The organism is Pseudomonas sp. PDM04, from assembly GCF_014851765.1.
Taxonomy (GTDB): Bacteria; Pseudomonadota; Gammaproteobacteria; order Pseudomonadales; family Pseudomonadaceae; genus Aquipseudomonas.
In genome coordinates this window covers 284,112-305,047 of record NZ_JACVAI010000004.1, presented here as the reverse complement: position 1 = coordinate 305,047, position 20,936 = coordinate 284,112, and the positions used below count along the sequence as shown (strand labels likewise).

General features: G+C 63.1%; 19 protein-coding genes. 15 read left to right on the top strand and 4 right to left on the bottom strand.

The genetic code is table 11. The annotated features are described in order from the left end of the window. Positions 1–19 precede the first annotated feature (19 nt). The 3 genes from IB249_RS17455 to IB249_RS17445 all read left to right on the top strand — a co-directional run bounded on the left by IB249_RS17455 (position 20) and on the right by IB249_RS17445 (position 2,839). Positions 20–685 (top strand): fumarylacetoacetate hydrolase family protein, encoded by a 666-nt coding sequence (locus IB249_RS17455; protein WP_192306936.1) that lies wholly within the window; start codon positions 20–22, stop codon positions 683–685. A gap of 190 nt (positions 686–875) precedes the next feature. Next, on the top strand, positions 876–1,805 hold the full coding sequence (locus IB249_RS17450; protein ID WP_192306934.1) for an SdiA-regulated domain-containing protein: 930 nt from the start codon (positions 876–878) through the stop codon (positions 1,803–1,805). Between the two features lie 116 nt (positions 1,806–1,921). After that, positions 1,922–2,839: an SdiA-regulated domain-containing protein gene (locus IB249_RS17445; protein ID WP_192306932.1), complete on the top strand. Its 918-nt coding sequence runs from the start codon at positions 1,922–1,924 to the stop codon at positions 2,837–2,839. A gap of 107 nt (positions 2,840–2,946) precedes the next feature. Here the strand turns inward: IB249_RS17445 and rpiA are convergent, their stop codons facing one another. After that, a complete protein-coding gene (gene rpiA / locus IB249_RS17440) occupies positions 2,947–3,621 on the bottom strand; it encodes a ribose-5-phosphate isomerase RpiA (RefSeq protein ID WP_192306930.1) in 675 nt (224 codons plus the stop codon). 147 nt (positions 3,622–3,768) lie between these two features. Here rpiA and ilvA point away from each other — a divergent pair, with 147 nt between their 5' ends. Then, positions 3,769–5,283 (top strand): threonine ammonia-lyase, biosynthetic, encoded by a 1,515-nt coding sequence (gene ilvA / locus IB249_RS17435; protein WP_192306928.1) that lies wholly within the window; start codon positions 3,769–3,771, stop codon positions 5,281–5,283. A gap of 39 nt (positions 5,284–5,322) precedes the next feature. Further along, complete coding sequence (locus tag IB249_RS17430; RefSeq protein WP_192306926.1) at positions 5,323–5,748, top strand: DUF2269 family protein; 426 nt, start codon at positions 5,323–5,325, stop codon at positions 5,746–5,748. A 92-nt stretch (positions 5,749–5,840) separates the two neighbouring features. Here the strand turns inward: IB249_RS17430 and IB249_RS17425 are convergent, their stop codons facing one another. Beyond that, complete coding sequence (locus tag IB249_RS17425) at positions 5,841–6,497, bottom strand: HAD family hydrolase (protein WP_192306925.1); 657 nt, start codon at positions 6,495–6,497, stop codon at positions 5,841–5,843. A gap of 143 nt (positions 6,498–6,640) precedes the next feature. On the opposite strand from IB249_RS17425, the gene IB249_RS17420 reads away from it, so the two are divergent. Next, complete coding sequence (locus tag IB249_RS17420) at positions 6,641–7,120, top strand: RNA pyrophosphohydrolase (protein WP_007897732.1); 480 nt, start codon at positions 6,641–6,643, stop codon at positions 7,118–7,120. Between the two features lie 22 nt (positions 7,121–7,142). After that, positions 7,143–9,422 carry a phosphoenolpyruvate--protein phosphotransferase gene (gene ptsP / locus IB249_RS17415; RefSeq protein ID WP_192306923.1) on the top strand — a complete coding sequence of 760 codons (2,280 nt, stop codon included), beginning with the start codon at positions 7,143–7,145 and terminating at the stop codon, positions 9,420–9,422. A gap of 106 nt (positions 9,423–9,528) precedes the next feature. On the opposite strand, the gene IB249_RS17410 is transcribed toward ptsP, so the two are convergent. Beyond that, complete coding sequence (locus IB249_RS17410; RefSeq protein WP_192306921.1) at positions 9,529–10,275, bottom strand: NRDE family protein; 747 nt, start codon at positions 10,273–10,275, stop codon at positions 9,529–9,531. A gap of 133 nt (positions 10,276–10,408) precedes the next feature. On the opposite strand from IB249_RS17410, the gene IB249_RS17405 reads away from it, so the two are divergent. The 3 genes from IB249_RS17405 to IB249_RS17395 all read left to right on the top strand — a co-directional run bounded on the left by IB249_RS17405 (position 10,409) and on the right by IB249_RS17395 (position 13,105). Further along, on the top strand, positions 10,409–11,191 hold the full coding sequence (locus IB249_RS17405; RefSeq protein WP_192306912.1) for a sulfite exporter TauE/SafE family protein: 783 nt from the start codon (positions 10,409–10,411) through the stop codon (positions 11,189–11,191). Positions 11,192–11,272: 81 nt separating this feature from the next. After that, positions 11,273–12,085: a prolipoprotein diacylglyceryl transferase gene (gene lgt / locus IB249_RS17400; RefSeq protein WP_192306910.1), complete on the top strand. Its 813-nt coding sequence runs from the start codon at positions 11,273–11,275 to the stop codon at positions 12,083–12,085. Between the two features lie 48 nt (positions 12,086–12,133). Further along, the gene (locus tag IB249_RS17395; protein WP_192306908.1) at positions 12,134–13,105 is read left to right on the top strand and encodes a thymidylate synthase; all 972 of its coding nucleotides are present in this window, start codon (positions 12,134–12,136) and stop codon (positions 13,103–13,105) included. A 123-nt stretch (positions 13,106–13,228) separates the two neighbouring features. Here the strand turns inward: IB249_RS17395 and cadR are convergent, their stop codons facing one another. Next, positions 13,229–13,678 (bottom strand): Cd(II)/Pb(II)-responsive transcriptional regulator, encoded by a 450-nt coding sequence (cadR, locus tag IB249_RS17390; RefSeq protein WP_192306906.1) that lies wholly within the window; start codon positions 13,676–13,678, stop codon positions 13,229–13,231. Between the two features lie 84 nt (positions 13,679–13,762). Between cadR and IB249_RS17385 the strand changes: the two genes are divergently transcribed. The 5 genes from IB249_RS17385 (at position 13,763) to IB249_RS17365 (ending at position 20,927) form a co-directional block, all read left to right on the top strand. Beyond that, positions 13,763–16,021 (top strand): heavy metal translocating P-type ATPase, encoded by a 2,259-nt coding sequence (locus tag IB249_RS17385; protein WP_192306904.1) that lies wholly within the window; start codon positions 13,763–13,765, stop codon positions 16,019–16,021. 16 nt (positions 16,022–16,037) lie between these two features. Continuing rightward, on the top strand, positions 16,038–16,901 hold the full coding sequence (locus IB249_RS17380) for a LysR family transcriptional regulator (RefSeq protein WP_192306902.1): 864 nt from the start codon (positions 16,038–16,040) through the stop codon (positions 16,899–16,901). A gap of 163 nt (positions 16,902–17,064) precedes the next feature. After that, on the top strand, positions 17,065–18,132 hold the full coding sequence (locus tag IB249_RS17375) for a putative 2-aminoethylphosphonate ABC transporter ATP-binding protein (protein ID WP_192306900.1): 1,068 nt from the start codon (positions 17,065–17,067) through the stop codon (positions 18,130–18,132). After that, a complete protein-coding gene (locus tag IB249_RS17370; RefSeq protein WP_192306898.1) occupies positions 18,132–19,856 on the top strand; it encodes a putative 2-aminoethylphosphonate ABC transporter permease subunit in 1,725 nt (574 codons plus the stop codon). The genes IB249_RS17375 and IB249_RS17370 overlap by 1 nt, the downstream gene beginning before the upstream one ends. A gap of 45 nt (positions 19,857–19,901) precedes the next feature. Then, positions 19,902–20,927 carry a putative 2-aminoethylphosphonate ABC transporter substrate-binding protein gene (locus tag IB249_RS17365; protein ID WP_192306896.1) on the top strand — a complete coding sequence of 342 codons (1,026 nt, stop codon included), beginning with the start codon at positions 19,902–19,904 and terminating at the stop codon, positions 20,925–20,927. Positions 20,928–20,936 lie beyond the last annotated feature (9 nt).

Below are 20,936 nucleotides of genomic sequence, written 5' to 3'. Positions count from 1 at the left end.
CACGAACCAGGAGTCGGTCATGAGCTATCAGCACCAGTATGTCGACGGCACACGTATCCACTTTCCGTTGGGAAAAGTGGTGTGCATCGGGCGTAACTACGCCGAACACGCCAAGGAACTGGACAACCCGGTCCCTACGGAGCCCTTGCTGTTCATCAAGCCAGGCAGCTGCGTCGTCCCCCTTGAAGGCGGCTTCAGCATTCCGACCGAGCGTGGCTCGGTGCATTACGAGGCAGAAATCGCGGTGTTGATCGGCAAGCCGCTGTCGACCAAACCCAGCCGTGAGGAAGTGCTCGACGCGATTTCCGGTTTTGCACCGGCCCTGGACCTGACCTTGCGCGACAAGCAGGCCGAGTTGAAATCCAAGGGCCTGCCCTGGGAAATCGCCAAGTCCTTCGACGGCGCGGCAGTGATTGCCCCGTTCGTGTCCGGCAGCACCTTCGCCGACCTGACCGACATCGGCATTCGCCTGACCATCAACGGTGAAGTCCGTCAGGATGGCAACAGCAGCGTGATGCTCAACCCGATCGTGCCGATGATCCAATACATGGCGGGCTGCTTCTCGCTGCAAGCCGGTGACGTGATCCTGACCGGCACGCCGGTGGGCGTCGGCCCGCTGAATGTGGGCGATGAGATCGTCCTCGAACTGCCGGGCGCCAGCCGCTTTACCAGCAGCGTGCGCTGACTCGGCGCCCCCGCTCTGCAGGAGCGAACCTGCTCGCTCCTGCAGGGGGATTGGTGTGTGAGTTCACAGGGCAATCCCGCCATTTGCCGTTTTTTTCACATCTGGTCTGGATAATTCCGGGGCTTGCGGCGTCTGAGCCGGTCCCAATTGTGCTATTACCCTTAGCCTGAATTTCTGGAAAGCATCCCCGATGGCCACTCAACCGTTGCCCACGCTCAAGACTGCCCGCCGCCCGCGCTTTTTCATGCGCTGGTATTCCTGGCTTTTGTTGGCGGTTGCCGCAGCGTACGGCCTCGCGTTCGCGATGCATTGGGACGACCGTGGCATCCTCTGGGTGCTTGAGCGTTTCGAAAGCCCCGCCGAACGCCAGGAAAGCATCTGGCTGCCGGATTACCGGGTGGTGATCGATGCCAAGCCCCTGCCGGGGATGGAAAAGGACGAGGCGTCCGACCTGGCGTACAACCCTCAAACCAAAACCCTGTTCGCGGTCATGGGCAAGAACCCGTTCCTGGCCGAGCTGACCCTGCAGGGCGAAGTGCTGCGCAAGATGCCGCTGGTGGGCTGGAGCAACCCGGAAGCGGTGACGGTCATGGGCAACGGCCTGCTGGCCATCGTCGATGAGCGCGAACATCTGCTGACCATCGTCAAGGTCGACGCCGACACCCGCGAGCTGAATATCGCCAACTTTCCGAAATACGATCTCGGTCCGTCGGAGGACCAGAACAAGGCCTTCGAAGCGGTCGTCTGGGATGCGCACAAGCAGCAGATGCTGCTGGGTGAAGAGCGGCCCGCGGCACTGTTCACCTGGAAGAGCAGCGATGGTCAGACACTGACCGGCGACAAGCAAAAGCTGGCCAGTGACGAATTGGACATCCGCAATCTGTCGGCGCTGGCCATTGATCCACGCACCCGGCATACGCTGGCATTGTCCGCTGATTCGCATCTGTTGCTGGAGTTGGACGAGAAGGGCGAACAAGTGAGCTTCATGACCTTGCTCGGCGGTTTCAATGGCCTGAAAAAGACCATTCCCCGAGCCGAAGGTGTGACCATGGACGAGGCGGGCACGCTGTACATGGTCAGCGAACCCAACCTGTTCTATCGTTTCGAGAAGCAGCACTGAGCTGTGTTTTGTAGGAAAGATAACGCTCAGTTGTAGGCTTGGGCTAATGGCCATTAAGCTTGAATTCAGACTGCCGTGGTATTTCATCCACCTGTCCTGATCCCGAGTCTGCCTGAATGCGCCGATTTGCCCGTCCCAAACCCCTGATGCTGATCCTGTTGGCGATCGCGCTGCTCGTACTGGTTGCGGTCGGCCAGTACCTGCGATTGTTCGAGCGCGCCTGGTTCAACCTGAATACGCTTTGGCAGCCGGAAAGCGCTCAGTCCATCGGGCTGGGTCACTATCAAGTCACGGTCGAGGGCCGCAGCATCGAGGGCCTGGATGACGACGTGTCGGCGCTGACCTTCGATCCGGTGCGCAAGAGCCTGTTCACCGTCACCAACAAAAATTCCGAACTGATCGAGTTGTCCCACGAGGGGCAGATCATCCGGCGCATTGCCCTGGTCGGTTTCGGCGACCCGGAAGCCGTGGAGTTCATCAGCGCCGACACCTACGTGATCACCGATGAACGCCAGCAGCGGCTGATCAAGATTCATGTCGAGCAAGACACCACGTTTCTCGACGCCGCGGAAGCCGAGCAGATGACGCTGGGCATGCACATTAGCAGCAACAAGGGCTTCGAAGGGTTGGCCTATGACTCGGTGGGCAAGCGCCTGTTTGTCGCCAAGGAACGCGACCCGATGCTGATCTATGAAGTGCAGGGGTTCCCGCATCACAACCCGGAAAAATCCTACGCGGTGCATGTGGTCAACAATCCCAAGCGCGATGCCGGGATGTTTGTCCGGGACTTGTCGAGCCTGCAATACGACGAACGCAGCGGCCATTTGCTGGCGCTCTCCGATGAGTCGGGGCTGATTCTGGAGCTGGATGTGGACGGGCGGCCGCTCAGTACCCTGTCATTGGGTAAGGGGCGCCACGGGCTGAAAAAGACCGTGCCGCAAGCGGAAGGCATCGCCATGGATGACGACGGCACCCTGTACCTGGTGAGCGAGCCGAACCTGTTCTACGTGTTCAGGAAGCCGGCGCAGCCCTGACCGGTACGTCTCGACCCAGATGTGGAAGCGAGCCTGCTCGCGATGCGGCCGGACATTCAACGTTGTCTGATAGACCCTGTCGCGAGCAGGCTCGCTCCCGGATGGCGTTACTCCGCGCGCAGGGTTTTCACGCCTTCGCTCGTGCCCAGCAACAGCAGGTCCGCCGGCCGGGCGGCGAACAGGCCGTTGGTGACCACGCCGACAATCGCATTGATCTGCGTTTCCAGTTCCACCGGGTTGGTGATCTGCAGGTTGAACACGTCGAGGATGATGTTGCCGTTGTCGGTCAGCACGCCTTCACGGTAAACCGGGTCGCCGCCGAGCTTGACCAGTTGGCGGGCCACGTGGCTGCGGGCCATTGGAATCACTTCAACCGGCAGCGGGAACGCCCCGAGCACGGGCACCAGTTTGCTGGCGTCGGCGATGCAGATGAACGTCTTGGCCACGGCGGCGACGATCTTCTCGCGGGTCAGGGCTGCGCCGCCGCCCTTGATCAGGTTCAGGTGCTCATCGCTTTCGTCGGCGCCGTCGACGTAGAACTCCAGGTCGCTGACGGTATTGAGCTCGTACACCGGGATGCCGTGGCCCTTGAGGCGCGCGGCGGTGGCTTCGGAACTGGCGACCGCGCCATCGAAGGCGCCCTTGTGCCGGGCCAGGGCATCGATGAAGCAGTTGGCGGTAGAGCCGGTGCCGACCCCGACGATGCTCTTGTCATCGAGTTTCGGGAGGATGAAGTCGACGGCAGCCTGGGCCACGGCCTGTTTGAGTTGATCCTGGGTCATGCGGGCTCCGGAAGCGGGCAGGGGGAAACGGAAAGGCCGGCATTATAGCCCCTTGCACGACCAAAACCTCTTGATTCGTGTGGTCGCACGGCTGAAAGCCGGGTTAGACTCCCTGGCCCTGCCCAACCCGCTCAGTGATGCTTTCCGATGCTCGAACAGTACGTCAAAAAGATCCTCACCTCGCGCGTTTATGACGTTGCCGTAGAAACCCCGCTGCAAGCTGCCCGCCAGCTTTCCGAACGGCTGGGCAACCATATTCTGCTCAAGCGCGAAGACTTGCAGCCGGTGTTCTCGTTCAAGATTCGCGGGGCCTACAACAAGCTGACGCAACTGAGCGACGAAGAGCGCGCCCGTGGCGTCGTCACCGCATCGGCGGGCAACCACGCCCAGGGCCTGGCCCTGGCCGCGAAAGTGCTGGGGGTCAAAGCCACCATCGTCATGCCCAAGACCACCCCGGAAATCAAGGTCGAAGGCGTGCGTTCACGCGGCGGCAAAGTGGTGCTGCACGGGGACTCGTTCCCGGAAGCCCTGGCCTACTCGCTGAAACTGGTCGATGAAAAAGGCTACGTCTACATCCACCCCTACGACGATCCCCACACCATTGCCGGGCAAGGCACGGTGGCGATGGAGATCCTGCGCCAGCACCCGGGCCGGCTGGATGCGATCTTCGTTCCGGTGGGCGGCGGTGGCCTGATCGCCGGTATTGCGGCGTACGCCAAATACCTGCGTCCGGACATCAAAATCATTGGCGTGGAGCCGGATGACTCCAATTGCCTGCAAGCCGCCATGGCGGCGGGCGAACGCGTGGTCCTGCCGACGGTGGGCATCTTTGCCGACGGCGTCGCGGTCGCGCAGATCGGCCAGCACACCTTTGACATCTGCAAGGATCATGTCGACGAGGTGATTACCGTCAGCACCGACGAGATCTGCGCTGCCATCAAGGATATCTATGACGATACCCGCTCGATCACCGAACCTGCCGGCGCCCTGGGCGTGGCCGGGATCAAGAAGTACGTCGAGCAGCGCGGGGTCACGGGCCACACCTTCGTGGCCATCGATTCCGGTGCCAACGTCAACTTCGACCGCTTGCGGCATGTGGCCGAACGCGCCGAACTGGGTGAAGGCCGCGAAGCCATCATCGCCGTGACCATTCCCGAGAAACCGGGCAGCTTCAAGGCTTTCTGCGAAGCCATCGGCAAGCGCCAGATCACCGAATTCAACTATCGCTACAGCACCGGCAGCGAAGCGCACATCTTCGTCGGCGTGCAGACGCACCCGGAAAACGATCCGCGCAGCGCACTGATTGCCAGCCTGACCGGGCAGGGTTTTCCGGTGCTGGACCTGACCGACAACGAACTGGCCAAGCTGCACATCCGTCATATGGTCGGTGGCCGCGCGGCCCAGGTCGTCGATGAAGTGGTGCTGCGTTTCGAATTCCCGGAGCGGCCGGGGGCGCTGTTCAACTTCCTCAACAAGCTTGGCGGTCGCTGGAACATTTCGATGTTCCACTACCGCAACCACGGTGCGGCGGACGGCCGGGTGGTTGCGGGCCTGCAGGTGCCGCACGATGAACGCCATCTGGTGCCGGCGGCCCTCGAGGAAATCGGCTATCCGTACTGGGACGAGAGCGACAACCCGGCTTACCAGCTGTTTCTTGGCTGAGCGGCTACGCTGATGGGCAACGCATAAGGAAATCGAACCATGGAAACGTTGACCGCCCTGAAACTGGCGCATGTCGTGGCCACGGTGCTGCTGTTGCTCGGCGCGCTGGGGCTGGCGATCTGGGTCTGGCATGCCCGGCGCAAGGGGGATGCCACGGCCGCCAGCCGCACGCTGCAGCGGCCTCGGGTTTTCGTCTGGCTGGTGATGGGGCTGGCGTTGCTGAGCCTGCCGTTTACCGGCTGGTCGATGGTGCATCAGGTGGGCTGGCCGTTGGGGCAGACCTGGCTGCTGGCCTCCAGCGTGCTTTATACCGTGGCGGCGCTGGCGTGGTTCTGGCTGTTGGTGCGGCTGAACAGGCTGCGGGGGACGCCGGGCAGCGTGGGCAAGTTCAGCGTTGTGCTGGCGATGTTCGGTTTTGTCTGTTTCATCGCGATTGCGGGGTTGATGGGGGCCAAGCCGGTTTAGGGCGCTGAGTCGGGCTGGACCTTTCGCGAGCAGGCTCGCTCCCACCTGGAAGGGGATCTCTTGTGGGAGCGAGCCGGCTCGCGATAGCGATGTCAGCCTCGCAACGAAATCACCGGCCAGCCACGCTTCTCGGCCTCGGCGCGCAGGTTCGGGTCCGGATCGACCGCCACCGGGTTGTCCACCTGCTCCAGCAGCGGCAAGTCATTCATCGAGTCGCTATAGAAGTAGCTGTCCTGCAGCGAATGCCCGGTTTCTTCCAGCCAGCGGTTCAGCCGCGTCACCTTGCCTTCCCGGAAGCAAGGGATGTCGGTGCTGCGCCCGGTGTAGCGACCATCGACCATTTCGCATTCGGTGGCGATCAGGGTGTCGACGCCCAGTCGTGCGGCAATTGGCCCGGTGACAAAACGGTTGGTGGCGGTGATGATCACCAGCTTGTCACCCGCTTCACGGTGTTTGGCCAGCAGCGCCATGGCCTTGGGCAGCACGATGGGTTCGATGCAGTCGCGCATGTAGTCCAGGTGCCATTGGTCCAGCGTGGCCATTTCGGTGCGGCCCAGCACTTCAAGGCAGAAATTCAGGTAGGCGGCGTTATCCAGCTGGCCGGCCAGGTAGTCCTGGTAGAACGCATCGTTGCGGGTCTTGTAGGCCACGGCGTCGAGGAAGCCGCGTTCACACAGGTAATCGCCCCAGGCGTGGTCACTGTCGCCGCCCAGGAGGGTGTTGTCCAAGTCGAATAAAGCCAGGCGCATTGCGGTTACTCGCTGAAAAGTCTGTAGAAAGGCGCCCAGAATACGGACTTTTCACCAGAGTGCACATAAGGTCGGTCGGCGCGTTGCTGCCTTCACGACCTTTGTGGAACAATGCGGCGACATGCGTTTGCGAGGTTGTTGCCGTGATCGACCCCGATGGTTTCCGCCCCAATGTCGGGATCATTCTCACGAATGATGCCGGACAGGTGCTATGGGCTCGCCGTATCAATCAGGATGCCTGGCAGTTTCCGCAGGGGGGGATCAACCCTCAGGAGACGCCGGAGGACGCCTTGTACCGCGAGCTGAACGAAGAAGTGGGCCTGGAGCGCGAGGATGTTGAAATTCTCGCCTGTACCCGGGGCTGGTTGCGCTATCGTTTGCCGCAACGCCTGGTCCGTACCCACAGCCAACCGCTGTGCATCGGCCAGAAGCAGAAATGGTTTCTCCTGCGCCTGATCTCCAACGAGCAGCGGGTGCGGATGGATTTGACCGGTAAACCGGAGTTCGATGGCTGGCGCTGGGTCAGCTATTGGTATCCGTTGGGCCAGGTGGTGACATTCAAGCGCGAGGTGTATCGACGCGCTCTCAAAGAGCTTGCCCCGCGCCTTTTAGCGCGCGACTGACGACGGAGTTCGACCCCGAGCCATGCTCAATACGCTGCGCAAGATCGTCCAGGAAGTTAACTCCGCCAAGGATCTCAAGGCGGCGTTGGGGATTATTGTGTTGCGCGTCAAAGAGGCCATGGGCAGCCAGGTCTGCTCGGTCTACCTGCTTGATCCCGAGACCAACCGCTTCGTGCTGATGGCGACCGAGGGCTTGAACAAGCGCTCGATCGGCAAGGTCAGCATGGCGCCCAACGAAGGTCTGGTCGGCCTGGTCGGCACGCGTGAAGAACCCCTGAACCTCGAAAACGCCGCGGATCACCCGCGCTACCGCTACTTCGCCGAGACCGGTGAAGAGCGCTACGCCTCCTTCCTCGGGGCGCCGATCATCCACCACCGTCGCGTCGTCGGCGTGTTGGTCATCCAGCAAAAGGAACGTCGCCAGTTCGACGAAGGTGAAGAAGCCTTCCTCGTGACCATGAGCGCGCAGCTCGCCGGCGTTATCGCCCACGCCGAGGCCACCGGTTCGATCCGCGGCCTGGGCCGCCAGGGCAAGGGCATCCAGGAAGCCAAGTTCGTCGGCGTGCCGGGTTCGCCGGGCGCGGCGGTCGGCACCGCAGTGGTCATGCTGCCACCGGCCGACCTGGACGTGGTGCCGGACAAGACCATCACCGACATCGACGCCGAGCTGAAGCTGTTCAAGACCGCCATCGAAGGCGTACGCGCCGACATGCGTGCCTTGTCCGCCAAGCTGGCCACCCAGTTGCGGCCCGAGGAGCGGGCGCTGTTCGACGTCTACCTGATGATGCTCGACGACGCCGCGCTGGGTAATGAAGTGACCACGGTGATCAAGACCGGCCAGTGGGCCCAGGGCGCGTTGCGCCAGGTGGTCACCGATCACGTCAACCGTTTCGAACTGATGGACGACGCCTACCTGCGCGAGCGCGCCTCGGACGTCAAGGACCTGGGGCGTCGCCTGCTCGCCTACCTGCAGGAAGAGCGCCAGCAGAACCTGGTCTACCCGGAAAAAACCATTCTGGTCGCCGAGGAACTGACACCGGCCATGCTCGGCGAGGTGCCGGAAGGCACCCTGGTCGGCCTGGTCTCGGTGCTCGGCTCGGGCAACTCCCACGTCGCGATCCTGGCCCGGGCCATGGGCATCCCGACGGTGATGGGCCTGGTCGACCTGCCGTACGCCAAGGTCGACGGCATCGACATGATCGTCGACGGCCATCGCGGTGAGGTCTTCACCAACCCCAGCGAAGTATTGCGCAAGCAATTTGCCGAGGTGGTGGAAGAAGAGAAGCAACTGGCCCTGGGCCTCGACTCCCTGCGCGACCTGCCGTGCGTGACCGTCGACGGTCACCGCATGCCGCTGTGGGTCAACACCGGCCTGTTGGCGGACGTGGCGCGGGCGCAGAAGCGCGGTGCCGAAGGCGTAGGTCTGTACCGCACCGAAGTGCCGTTCATGATCAACCAGCGTTTTCCCAGCGAAAAGGAGCAGTTGGCGATCTATCGCGAGCAGCTCGCCGCGTTCCACCCGCAACCGGTGACCATGCGTACGCTGGACATCGGTGGCGACAAGGCGCTGTCGTACTTCCCGATCAAGGAAGACAACCCGTTCCTTGGCTGGCGCGGGATTCGCGTCACCCTCGACCACCCGGAAATCTTCCTGGTGCAGACCCGCGCGATGCTCAAGGCCAGCGAAGGCCTGAACAACCTGCGCATTCTGCTGCCGATGATCTCCGGCATTCATGAACTCGAAGAAGCCCTGCACCTGATTCACCGGGCCTGGGGCGAAGTGCGCGACGAAGGCACCGACGTGCCGATGCCGCCGATTGGCGTGATGATCGAGATACCGGCAGCGGTGTACCAGACCAAGGAACTGGCGCGGCAGGTGGACTTCCTGTCGGTCGGCTCCAACGACCTGACCCAGTACCTGCTGGCCGTGGACCGTAACAACCCACGAGTGGCCGATCTCTACGACTACCTGCACCCGGCGGTGCTCCAGGCGTTGCAGAACGTGGTGCGCGACGCCCATGCCGAAGGCAAGCCGGTGAGTATCTGCGGCGAGATGGCCGGCGACCCGGCGGCGGCGGTGTTGTTGATGGCGATGGGTTTCGACAGCCTGTCGATGAACGCCACCAACCTGCCGAAGGTGAAGTGGATGCTGCGCCAGATCAACCTGGACATGGCCAAGGAGTTGCTGGCCGAATTGATGACCATCGACAACCCGCAGGTGATCCACAGCTCGCTGCAACTGGCGCTGAAGAACCTCGGGTTGGCGCGGATGGTCAACCCGGCGGCGGCCAAGGCCCTCTGAAACCCCGAGGGCGCCTTCGCGAACAGGCTCGCGCCCACGGTGGAACTGTGTACACAGACCCCATGTGGGAGCGAGCTTGCTCGCGAGGGCGTCAGCCCGGACAACGCTATACGCGGATGTGCACCTCCCCAAGATGCCCGCCATAGGGCCCGAAACTCCGCTCAACCATCTGCCGCGAACCATCCGCCCGGACAATCAACGCCGTACTTGCCCGCGTGCCGTAACTCTGGCTGGCAATGAACACGCTCGACAACAGCGTCTCGGTCGCCAGCCCCACTCCGGTGTCCGGCAGCTCGGCGAACGGCGCCGTCTGCGTGTCACTGAGCAGCGCCAGCAACGCCTCGGGCTGCGGGTCGTCCAGCACCGTCTGCAGCATGGCCCGGGCCTTGAGCAACTTCGGCCACGGCGTGTCCAGCCCCGCATTCGACAAACCGTAGACCCCCGGCTGCAACATCACCGCCTCGGCGGCGCGGGCGTGGTAGTACCACAACTCGTTGGCATTGCCGACCAGCAGGTTGAACCCGGCATATTCCAGCGAACGGCCGACAACGTCGTCCAGATAGTCATCGATCGGCATCTCGCCGCCGAGAAAGCGCGCGACCAGTTCGCCACGGGATTTGCGTGCGGCCGGTTGGTGGGGATCGCGGATATTGGTCAGCGCGGCAAAGCGCCCGTTGGCGCCGACCCCGAGCCAGGTGCCCCCGGCCTCCAGGTCGCGGCCGGCATAGACCTGCGGGGCGTGCGGCCATTGCGCCAGTGGCTGGCTGGGCCGGGCATAGAATTCGTCGCGGTTGGCCGCGACGATCAGCGGCAGGGCATGACCCGGGCGCCAGGCAAAGACAATCAGGCACATAAGGTGGTCCCTGTGTGTTTTTGCCCACTCTACGCAGACATCGCTCATCGATCCATCGGCTTCACAGTAGAGCCGGAGGCCGTGCATCCGTTACCATGCCGATCCGGTTTTGACTCGAGAGTAGGGATCATCCATGGAGTTTCTGCTCTATCTGGCGCTTGGCGCCTGCGCAGGCGTGCTGGCCGGCCTGTTTGGCGTCGGTGGCGGAATCATCATCGTGCCCGTGCTGGTGTTCAGTTTCACCCTGCAGGGTTTCGATGCCTCGATCCTGACGCACCTGGCGGTCGGCACCTCCCTGGCGACGATCATCTTCACCTCGGTCAACGCGGTGCGCGAGCATCATCGTCGCGGCGCCGTGCGTTGGCCGATCTTCGCCTGGATGACCGTCGGTATCCTGATGGGGGCCGGTGTCGGCGCGCTGACCGCAGAAGCGATCTCCGGGCCCAACCTGCAGAAGATCATCGGCGTGTTCGCCCTGGTCATCGCCGTGCAACTGATGCTGGACGTCAAGCCCAAGGCCAGCCGAACGGTGCCCGGCAAAGTCGGTCTGACCCTGGCGGGCACCGTCATTGGCTGGGCCTCGGCGATCTTCGGGATTGGCGGCGGGTCGCTGACCGTGCCGTTTCTGACCTGGCGCAGCGTGCCGATGCAGCAAGCCGTGGCGACGTCGTCGGCCTGCGGCCTGCCAATCGCCTTGGCCAGTGCATTGAGTTTCATGATTCTGGGGTGGCACGATCCGCTGTTGCCGGCCCATAGTCTCGGTTTCGTTTATCTGCCGGCGCTGCTGGGCATTGCCCTGACCAGCATGGTCTTCGCCCGCCTGGGGGCGCGACTGGCCCACAGGCTGTCGCCGCGCTTGCTGAAAAGGCTGTTCGCCGCTTTGCTGTTCTGCGTGGGTTTGAACTTCCTGCTCTGAGGCACCGCAATCCTGGCTTAATCCTGGCGTGACAGCGTCGCCCGGGAATTTTCAATGTTTCAACGCTTACGAGGAGTCGCAATGCTGCCTTACCCGCAGATCGACCCGGTGGCCCTGGCCATCGGTCCGCTGAAAATCCACTGGTACGGCTTGATGTACCTGATCGGCATCGGCGGTGCGTGGCTGCTGGCGTCGCGCCGGCTCAACCGCTTCGACCCGACCTGGACCAAGGAGAAACTCTCCGACATGGTGTTCTGGATGTCGATGGGCGTCATCGTCGGCGGTCGCCTGGGTTACGTGCTGTTCTACGATCTGAGTGCCTACCTCGCCAACCCGATGCTGATTTTCGAGGTGTGGAAGGGCGGCATGTCCTTCCATGGCGGCTTCATCGGCGTGATGCTGGCAGCGCTGTGGTTCGGCAAGAAGCACAACAAGTCGTTCTTCCAGCTGATGGACTTCGTGGCGCCGATGGTGCCGATCGGCCTGGGCGCCGGGCGTATCGGCAATTTCATCAACGCCGAATTGTGGGGCAAGGCCACCGACGTGCCGTGGGCCATGGTGTTCCCGCCGTTCAGCGATCCGGCACAACTGCCGCGTCACCCGTCGCAGCTGTACCAGTTCGCCCTGGAAGGCGTCGCGCTGTTCCTGATCCTGTGGCTGTACTCGCGCAAGCCGCGGCCCACCATGGCGGTGTCGGGGATGTTCGCGCTGTTCTACGGGATCTTCCGGTTCATCGTCGAATTCGTCCGCGTACCGGATGCGCAACTGGGCTACCTGGCCTGGAACTGGCTGACCATGGGTCAGGTGCTGTGCGTGCCGATGATCATCGGCGGCCTGTTCCTGATCTGGCTGGCCTACAATCGCGCACCGGCGCCGCCAGCGGCTGCTGCATAAATTCGAACCCCGGGGCTCCGGCCCCGGGTTCAAGGACACAGGTAACTCATGAAGCAATATCTCGAACTGGTCGCCCACGTCATCAAGAACGGCACCAAGCAAGCCAACCGCACTGGCGTGAACACCATCAGCTTCCCCGGCGCGATGCTGCGTTATGACCTGCAGGAAGGTTTTCCGGCGATCACCACCCGCAAGATGGCCTTCAAGTCGGCCATTGGCGAAATGTGCGGCTTCCTGCGTGGGGTGAACAATGCCGCCGAGTTCCGCGCGCTGGGTTGCAAGGTCTGGGACCAGAACGCCAACGAAAACGCCCAGTGGCTGGCCAACCCGTTCCGCCAGGGCGAAGACGACCTCGGCGAGATCTATGGCGTGCAATGGCGCAAGTGGCCGGCGTACAAGCAGATCCCGCTCAGTAACCAGGCCGCCATCGAGCAGACCTTGAGCCAGGGCTATCGCCAGATCGCCGAAGGCGAAGAGGACGGCCAGGCCTACGTGGTGCTGTACAAGGCGATCGATCAGGTCCGCCAGTGCGTCGACACCATCATCAAGGACCCGGGCAGCCGCCGCATCCTGTTCCACGGTTGGAACGTTGCGCAACTCGATGAAATGGCCTTGCCGCCGTGCCATCTGTTGTATCAGTTCCACCCGAATGTCGAGACCAGAGAGATTTCCCTGACCCTCTACATCCGCTCCAACGACCTGGGCCTGGGCACGCCGTTCAACCTCACCGAGGGCGCGGCACTGCTGAGCCTGATCGGTCGCCTGACCGGTTATACGCCGCGCTGGTTCACTTATTTCATCGGTGACGCGCACGTCTACGAAAATCACCTGGACATGCTCAACGAACAGCTCACGCGCGAGCCGTTCCCGATGCCGAAACTGGTGATCAGCGACCGTGTGCCGGAGTTTTCCAGGACGGGTGTGTATCAGCCGGAATGGCTGGAGTTGATCGAGCCGGGTGATTTCTCGCTAGAGGGTTATCAGCACCATGCGCCGATGACGGCGCCGATGGCCGTTTGAAAAATACGCAATCGCTGGGGGAGCGAGCTTGCTTGCGAAAGCGCTACATCAGTCGACTTCACGGTTGAATGATCCACTGCATTCGCGAGCAGGCTCGCTCCCACACTGGGTTTCATGACGGGTTCAGTGGCCGTGACTACGCCCCACATGCGAAGGCTCGACCTCCGTCGCCACCACCCCGCCACTGACCTCCAGCCGCTGCAGGATCCCGCACTGATCGATATCCGGCCCTTCGCCACAGCGGCGGCGCAGGTCGATCAACTGCGCCTGTAACGCCAGCAACCCGTCGATCCGTGCCTTCACGTGATGAATGTGTTCGTCGACCAGCGCATTCACGCTTTCGCACTGGTCCTGCGGGCTGTCGCGAAACGCCAGCAGGCTGCGGATCTCCTCGAGCGTCATGTCGAGGGTGCGGCAGTTGCGGATAAAGGTCAGGCGTTCGGCGTGAGCCTGGGTATAGACCCGGTAGTTGCCGTCACTGCGGGCCGGTTCCGGCAGCAGGTTCTCGCGCTCGTAGTAGCGGATGGTTTCCACCGCGCAGTCGGTCAATTTTGCCAGTTCGCCGATTTTCATGACGCTGCTCTCCAAATGGGTGCTTGACCCTATAGTGGCTACAGGGTCTTTACTTGGCAACAGGCACTTTCATGGACGCAACCAATGAGCGATTCCCGGCACTCCCACACTTCCGAAACCCACTGCTGCAGCAAACTGACGCCGGTGCCCAAGCCCGTGCACGGCAGTCATGGCGATGCCTGCTGCTCGTCAACGCCCGTGGCGCCGGCATTGGTCCAACTGACCGAAGCTCCCAGCGCCAACGCACGGCTGAGCAGTTTCCGCATCGAAGCCATGGACTGCCCGACCGAGCAGACGTTGATCCAGAACAAGCTCGGCAAGCTGGCAGGGGTGCAGCAGCTGGAGTTCAACCTGATCAACCGCGTGCTGGGCGTCACCCACGACCTGCCGGACACGGCGCCCATTATCGAGGCGATCAAGTCCCTGGGCATGCAGGCCGAGCCGCTGGAGCCGGGCGTCGAAGCACCTGCGCCAGCCCCTGAGAAAAAGCCGTGGTGGCCATTGGCGCTGTCGGGTGTGACCGCGCTCGCCGCCGAAGTGGTGCATTTCACCAGTGCGGCGCCGGATGGGGTGGTGGCGATCATCGCGTTGATCTCGATCTTCAGCGGCGGCCTCGGCACCTACAAGAAGGGCTGGATTGCCCTGAAGAACCTCAACCTGAATATCAACGCGCTGATGAGCATCGCGGTGACCGGTGCGATCCTGATCGGCCAGTGGCCGGAAGCGGCGATGGTGATGTTCCTGTTTACCGTCGCCGAGTTGATCGAAGCCAAATCCCTGGACCGCGCGCGCAATGCCATCAGTGGCCTGATGCAGATGACGCCGGAACAGGCCACGGTGTTGCAGGCCGATGGCCGCTGGCTGGAACAGGACGTCAAAGTGATCGAGTTGGGCGCGCGGGTGCGGGTGCGGCCCGGCGAGCGGATCGCCCTGGACGGTGAGGTGGTCTCTGGCCGTTCGACCATCGATCAGGCGCCGATTACCGGCGAAAGCCTGCCGGTGGAGAAAACCGTGGGCGACAAGGTCTTCGCCGGCACCATCAATCAGGCCGGTGCCCTGGAATACGCCGTGACGGCCGCCGCGAACAACTCGACCCTGGCGCGGATCATCCACGCCGTCGAGCAGGCGCAGGGCGCACGGGCACCGACCCAGCGTTTCGTGGACCAGTTCTCGAAGATCTACACCCCTGCGGTGTTTATCCTGGCCCTGGCGGTGGCGGTGATTCCACCGTTGTTCATCGCAGGCGCGGCCTGGTTCGACTGGATCTACCGGGCGCTGGTGCTGCTGGTGGTCGCCTGCCCTTGTGCGCTGGTGATTTCCACCCCGGTGACCATCGTCAGCGGCCTCGCGGCGGCGGCGCGCAAAGGGATCCTGGTCAAGGGCGGCGTCTACCTGGAGGGCGGCTACAAGCTCGATTACCTGGCGCTGGACAAGACCGGGACGATCACCCACGGCAAGCCGGTGCAGACGGATTACCTGGCGCTCGACCCCACGGCCGAAGCCCGCGCGCCGGCGATTGCCGCCGCGCTGGCCGGGCGCTCGGATCACCCGGTGTCGCTGGCCATCGCCCAGGCGGCTGTGGATAAAGGCTTGGCGCTGCTGCCTGTGGATAACTTCGCCGCACTGGCCGGCCGCGGTGTACGCGGCGAGATCGACGGTCAGGTCTACCACTTGGGCAATCACCGCCTGGTGGAAGAGCTGAAGTTGTGCTCGCCGGCGTTGGAGGAAAAGCTGTTTGCCCTGGAGAAACAGGGCAAATCCGTGGTGTTGCTGCTCGACGCCTCGGGCCCGTTGGCGCTGTTTGCCGTGGCCGATACCGTGAAGGATTCCAGCCGCGAGGCGATCCGGCAACTGCATGAGTTGGGCATCAAGACCCTGATGCTTACCGGCGACAATGTTCACACCGCCCAGGCGATTGCTGCGCAGGTGGGCATCGACGAAGCCAAAGGCGATCTGCTGCCGACCGACAAACTGCAGGCCATCGAGGCGCTTTATGCGCGGGGGCATCAGGTCGGCATGGTCGGCGACGGTATCAACGATGCCCCTGCACTGGCGCGTGCGCAGATCGGTTTCGCCATGGCCGCAGCGGGCACCGATACGGCCATCGAAACCGCCGATGTCGCCCTGATGGACGACGATTTGCGCAAGATTCCAGCGTTTATCCAGCTGTCCCGGCAAACCTCGAGCATCCTCAAGCAGAACATTGCCCTCGCTTTGGTCATCAAGGCGATCTTTCTTGGGGTAACCTTCTTCGGGTTCGCCACCATGTGGATGGCGGTGTTCGCCGACATGGGCGTGAGCCTGTTGGTGGTGTTCAACGGTTTGCGCCTGTTGCGCAAGTAACGGATGAGGGGCGGGTGTGCTGAGTGCCGAGCTGAAGGCGTTTTACATGGTGGCCCGCCTGGGCAGCATTACCCTGGCGGCGAAAAAGCTCGGCTTGAGCCAGCCCACGGTGACGACCCAGATTCGTCACCTGGAAAGCCAGTACTCCGTCGAGCTGTTCTACCGTGGCGGCCGTCGGCTCAGCGTCAGCGATGAAGGGGCGCGGCTGCTGCCGATGGTCAAGGCGCTGTTGCAGCAGGAAGCGGACATCGAGTTTTTCCTGCGCAACAGCGGCCAGGTCCAGGGCACGTTGCGTATTGCGGCCACGGCGCCTTACTACATCCTCGATCTGGTGAAGACCTTTCGCGAACGCTTGCCCCAGGTCGACGTGTCGGTGGAGATCGGCAACTCCCAACAGGTGCTCGAAGCCCTGGAGGATTACCGGGTGGACGTCGCCGCCTCCTCCCAGTTGCTCGATGATGCGCGGTTGATTCGCCGGGTGCTCGGCAGCGATCCCCTGGTGCTGGCGGTGCATCGCAACCATCCATTGGCGGTGCATGATCATGTGCCGCTCAGCGCGCTGGTCGGGCACACGTTGCTGATGCGCGAATCAGGCTCCACGACCCGGCGCCTGACCGAAGAACTGTTGGCCGGCGCCGTCGTGGATTTCGGGCCGCTGCTGGAGATCGGCAGCCGGGAATCGATCCGTGAGGCGGTGCTGCGCAACATCGGCATCAGCATCATTGCCCGGCAGGAAGTCCCGCACGACCCGCAATTGCGGGTGCTGACCCTCGAGAATGCGCCGCAGATTCCCGAGTACCTGTATTGCCTCAAGGAGCGCAAAGGGGCGCGGTTGCCGGCGGCATTTCTCGGGGTGGCGCAGGAAATGTCCCCGGCCTGAGGTCTTCGTTGTCTGAACTGGCCCCATCGCAGGGGCGCCACAGGCCCCGAATCTTCCGAACCCAAATCCCCGAATACCACTATCGGCCGTTTTTGCCTCACTGCCACATGACGGACGCATTACAACTCTAGGATGGCCTTCATCTGCTCGATGAGGTCCACCCATGAACAACCCGATCCTGACCACCCCCGGCGCCCCGATGAAGGTGCGTGGCGTGCAGAAACGCTTCGGCGCGTTTACCGCGCTGGATAACGTCTCCCTCGATGTGGCGGCCGGTGAACTGGTGTGCCTGCTGGGCCCGTCAGGTTGCGGCAAAACCACCTTGCTGCGCTGCATCGCCGGTCTGGAAAAACAGGATGACGGCGAGCTGTACCTCGGGGGGCGTAACGTCTCCGACCTGCCGCCGCAGGCCCGTGACTACGGGATTCTGTTTCAGTCCTACGCGCTGTTCCCCAATCTCACCGTCGAGGCGAACATTGCCTACGGCCTCGCCGGCAGCGGCCGCGAGGAAATGCGCCAGCGTGTCGCTCAGATGCTGGAGCTGGTAGGCCTGGCCGGCAGTGAGAAGAAATACCCCGGCCAATTGTCAGGCGGACAGCAGCAGCGCGTGGCGCTGGCCCGAGCCTTGGCGCCGTCGCCGTCGCTGTTGCTGCTCGACGAGCCGATGTCGGCGCTCGACGCCCGGGTCCGCGAGCACCTGTGCACCGAGCTGCGCCAATTGCAGCGCAGCCTCGGCATCACCACCCTGATGGTCACCCACAATCAGGAAGAGGCCATGCTGATGGCCGACCGCATTGCCGTGATGAACAACGGCAAGGTCGAGCAGTACGCCACGCCACAGGAAATCTACGATCGCCCGGCCACGCCGTTCGTTGCGGAGTTCGTCGGACAGGGCAACTGGCTGCCTTTCCACCGCAGCAGCGACAGTCACGCCCGGGTCGGCGGGCTGAACATGCGCCTGGTGGATGGCAGCGCCAGGACGGCCTCGGGCCGTCTGTTCTGTCGCCCCGAGGCGATCAGCGTCAACCCGGTGATGCATGAGGAAAACCTGTTCCCGGCCAGGGTTCGCGAAATCACCTTCCTCGGCAACCGCTGCCGCATGAGCTTCGAGCTCGACCAACTGCCGGGCCATGCGCTGTTGGCGGAACTCACGCCGCAAGCCATGCCGCGCCTCGGCGCGCAGCAGATCATGGTCGCCTTGCCGCCCCACAGCCTGCAGGTGTTCGCCTGATGAGCGCCAACGTCGCGCTGCCGATGCCGAACAAGCAGGTCCGGCAGGCCTCCCGTGCCGAGATCGGCGATCGGGTGTTCGTGGTCGGTGGCAAGGTCCTGTTGCTGCTGTTGCTCACCCTGGCGGTGCTGATGCCGCTGCTGGCGATCTTCTGGCGCGGGTTCAGTTCGCAGGCCGGGCAGGGCGGTGGCCTGGCCGCTGCCGCTGAATTGGTGACCAGTGCCAACTTCCACTGGCTGCTCGGCAATAGCCTGAAGGTGTCCCTGAGCGTCGCGGCCATTGTCGTGCCGCTGGCGTACCTGTTCGCCTACGCCCTGCAACGCACGTTGATTCCGGGCAAGGGCCTGTGGCGTGGCATCTCGCTGTTGCCGTTGATGGCGCCGTCGATGCTGCCCGGTATCGCGCTGGTCTACCTGTTCGGCAACCAGGGGCTGTTGCGCGGCCTGCTCTCGGACAACATCTACGGTTTCTGGGGCATCGTGCTGGGCGAGGTCATCTACACCTTTCCCCACGCCTTGATGATTCTGCTGTCGGCGCTGTCTCTGGCGGATGCGCGGCTGTTCGATGCCGCTTCGAGCATGGGCGCGAGCCCGGCAAAAGCCTTTCGCAGCATCACCTGGCCGGCCACGCGTCAGGCCGTGTTCGCCGCGTTCTGCCTGGTGTTCACCCTGACCATCACTGACTTCGGCGTACCGGTGGTGGTCGGTGGCGACTATCAGGTGCTGGCGCTGGAAGCCTACAAGGCCGTGGTCGGCCAACAACAGTTTGGCCGTGGCGCCTTGATCGGCATGGTCCTGCTGCTGCCGGCACTGTTCAGTTTCGGTGTCGATGCCTGGTTGCGTCGACGCCATGGCGACGCCATGAGCGGTCGGGCGCAGGTGTTCCAGCCGGCACCCTGCAGGCGCCGTGATGGCTGCTACCTGGCCATCGTCTTGCTGATCTGCGCGGTGTTGTTGCTGGTGTTCGGCATGGCCGTGTTCTCTTCGCTGGTGAAATTCTGGCCCTACAACCTGTCGCTGTCGCTCAACCATTACCAGTTCAACGACACGGCCGGTGGTGGCTGGCTGGCCTATGGCAACAGCGTGAAGATGGCTATCTATTCAGCCTTGATCGGCAGCGTGCTGATCTTCACCGGCGCGTACCTGATGGAAAAAACCCGGGGCCAGCGCGGCCTGAACCTGACCCTGCGCCTGCTCAGTTTCGTGCCGATGGCGGTGCCGGGGCTGGTGCTGGGCCTAGGTTACGTTTTCTTCTTCAACCTCACCGGCAACCCGCTGCATGTGCTGTACGGGAGCATGACCCTGCTGGTGGTCTGCACCATCGCTCACTATTTGACCACCGCGCAAATGACGGCAACCACCGCGCTGCGCCAACTCGACAGCGAGTTCGAAGCTGCCGCGCTGTCGCTCAAGGCGCCGCTGTACCGGCATTACCTGCGGGTCACCGTGCCGATCTGCCTGCCGGCGCTGCTGGACATCGTGCGCTACCTGTTCGTCTCGGCCATGACCACCGTTTCGGCGGCGATCTTCCTCTACAGCCCCGACACGATTCTGGCGGCGGTGGCGGTACTGAACATGGACGACGCCGGCAACGTCGGCGGCGCGGCGGCGATGTCGACCCTGATTCTGTTCACCTCGGCGGGCGTGTCCCTGCTGCTGGCCTGGGCCTCGCGCGGGTTGTTGCGCCGCTCCCAGGCCTGGCGGCAGACCGCCCCCGGTCATTGATTCGCCTTGTCCTTGTCCCCCACCCCTCAACACAGGAAAAAGATCATGTTCAAGCCCATGGCCCTGGCCGCTGCTGTCCTCACTGCTTTCAGCCTGAACGCCTTCGCGGCGAAAACCGAGTTGACGGTGTACACCGCGCTCGAAGCCGAACAACTGAAGACCTACAAGGAAGCCTTCGAGAAGGCCAACCCGGACGTCGAGATCAAGTGGGTACGCGATTCCACCGGCATCATCACGGCCAAGCTGCTGGCGGAAAAAGCCCGCCCGCAGGCCGACGCGGTGTGGGGTCTGGCGGCGTCCAGCCTGGCGATCCTCGACCAGCAGGGCATGCTGCAAAGCTACGCGCCAAAGGACCTGGGCAAAATCGGCGGCAACTACCGCGACGCCGCCAACCCGCCTGCGTGGGTGGGCATGGACGTCTGGGCCGCGACCATTTGCTTCAACACGGTCGAAGCCGAAAAGCAGGGCCTGAGCAAACCGGTGAGCTGGCAGGACCTGACCAAGCCTGAGTACAAAGGCAAGATCGTGATGCCGAACCCGGCGTCGTCCGGCACCGGTTTCCTCGACGTCAGCGCCTGGTTGCAGACCTTCGGCGAGAAGCAGGGCTGGCAGTACATGGACGACCTGCACCAAAACATCGGCCAGTACGTTCACTCCGGTTCCAAGCCGTGCAAACTGGCGGCGGCCGGTGAATTCCCGATCGGCATTTCCTTCGAATACCCGGCCGTTCAGCTCAAGCGCCAGGGCGCGCCGCTGGACATCATCCTGCCGAAGGAAGGCCTGGGCTGGGAGATTGAAGCCACCGCCGTGATCAAGGGCACGCCACACGAGGACGCGGCGAAAAAACTGGCGGACTTCTCGGCCAGCCCGCAGGCGATGGAGCTGTACAAGGAGAACTTCGCCGTGCTCGCCCAGCCCGGCATCGCCAAGCCGCAGACCGAACTGCCGGCCGACTACGAGCAGCGCCTGATCAAGAACGACTTCGCCTGGGCCTCGAAGCATCGCGACGAGATCCTGGCCGAATGGCGCAAGCGTTATGACGGCAAGTCCGAGAAAGTGGCCGCCAAGTAGATCTCCATC

Excerpts from the sequence above, each read along its gene's own strand:
- IB249_RS17425 (WP_192306925.1), bottom strand. The coding sequence starts at position 6,497 with ATGCGCCTGGCTTTATTCGACTTGGACAACACCCTCCTGGGCGGCGAC.
- IB249_RS17385 (WP_192306904.1), top strand. The coding sequence starts at position 13,763 with ATGAGCGATTCCCGGCACTCCCACACTTCCGAAACCCACTGCTGCAGC.
- ptsP (WP_192306923.1), top strand. The coding sequence starts at position 7,143 with ATGCTCAATACGCTGCGCAAGATCGTCCAGGAAGTTAACTCCGCCAAG.
- IB249_RS17455 (WP_192306936.1), top strand. The coding sequence starts at position 20 with ATGAGCTATCAGCACCAGTATGTCGACGGCACACGTATCCACTTTCCG.
- IB249_RS17395 (WP_192306908.1), top strand. The coding sequence starts at position 12,134 with ATGAAGCAATATCTCGAACTGGTCGCCCACGTCATCAAGAACGGCACC.
- IB249_RS17370 (WP_192306898.1), top strand. The coding sequence starts at position 18,132 with ATGAGCGCCAACGTCGCGCTGCCGATGCCGAACAAGCAGGTCCGGCAG.
- IB249_RS17375 (WP_192306900.1), top strand. The coding sequence starts at position 17,065 with ATGAACAACCCGATCCTGACCACCCCCGGCGCCCCGATGAAGGTGCGT.
- IB249_RS17430 (WP_192306926.1), top strand. The coding sequence starts at position 5,323 with ATGGAAACGTTGACCGCCCTGAAACTGGCGCATGTCGTGGCCACGGTG.
- cadR (WP_192306906.1), bottom strand. The coding sequence starts at position 13,678 with ATGAAAATCGGCGAACTGGCAAAATTGACCGACTGCGCGGTGGAAACC.
- IB249_RS17410 (WP_192306921.1), bottom strand. The coding sequence starts at position 10,275 with ATGTGCCTGATTGTCTTTGCCTGGCGCCCGGGTCATGCCCTGCCGCTG.
- IB249_RS17405 (WP_192306912.1), top strand. The coding sequence starts at position 10,409 with ATGGAGTTTCTGCTCTATCTGGCGCTTGGCGCCTGCGCAGGCGTGCTG.
- IB249_RS17450 (WP_192306934.1), top strand. The coding sequence starts at position 876 with ATGGCCACTCAACCGTTGCCCACGCTCAAGACTGCCCGCCGCCCGCGC.
- IB249_RS17445 (WP_192306932.1), top strand. The coding sequence starts at position 1,922 with ATGCGCCGATTTGCCCGTCCCAAACCCCTGATGCTGATCCTGTTGGCG.
- lgt (WP_192306910.1), top strand. The coding sequence starts at position 11,273 with ATGCTGCCTTACCCGCAGATCGACCCGGTGGCCCTGGCCATCGGTCCG.
- rpiA (WP_192306930.1), bottom strand. The coding sequence starts at position 3,621 with ATGACCCAGGATCAACTCAAACAGGCCGTGGCCCAGGCTGCCGTCGAC.
- ilvA (WP_192306928.1), top strand. The coding sequence starts at position 3,769 with ATGCTCGAACAGTACGTCAAAAAGATCCTCACCTCGCGCGTTTATGAC.
- IB249_RS17365 (WP_192306896.1), top strand. The coding sequence starts at position 19,902 with ATGTTCAAGCCCATGGCCCTGGCCGCTGCTGTCCTCACTGCTTTCAGC.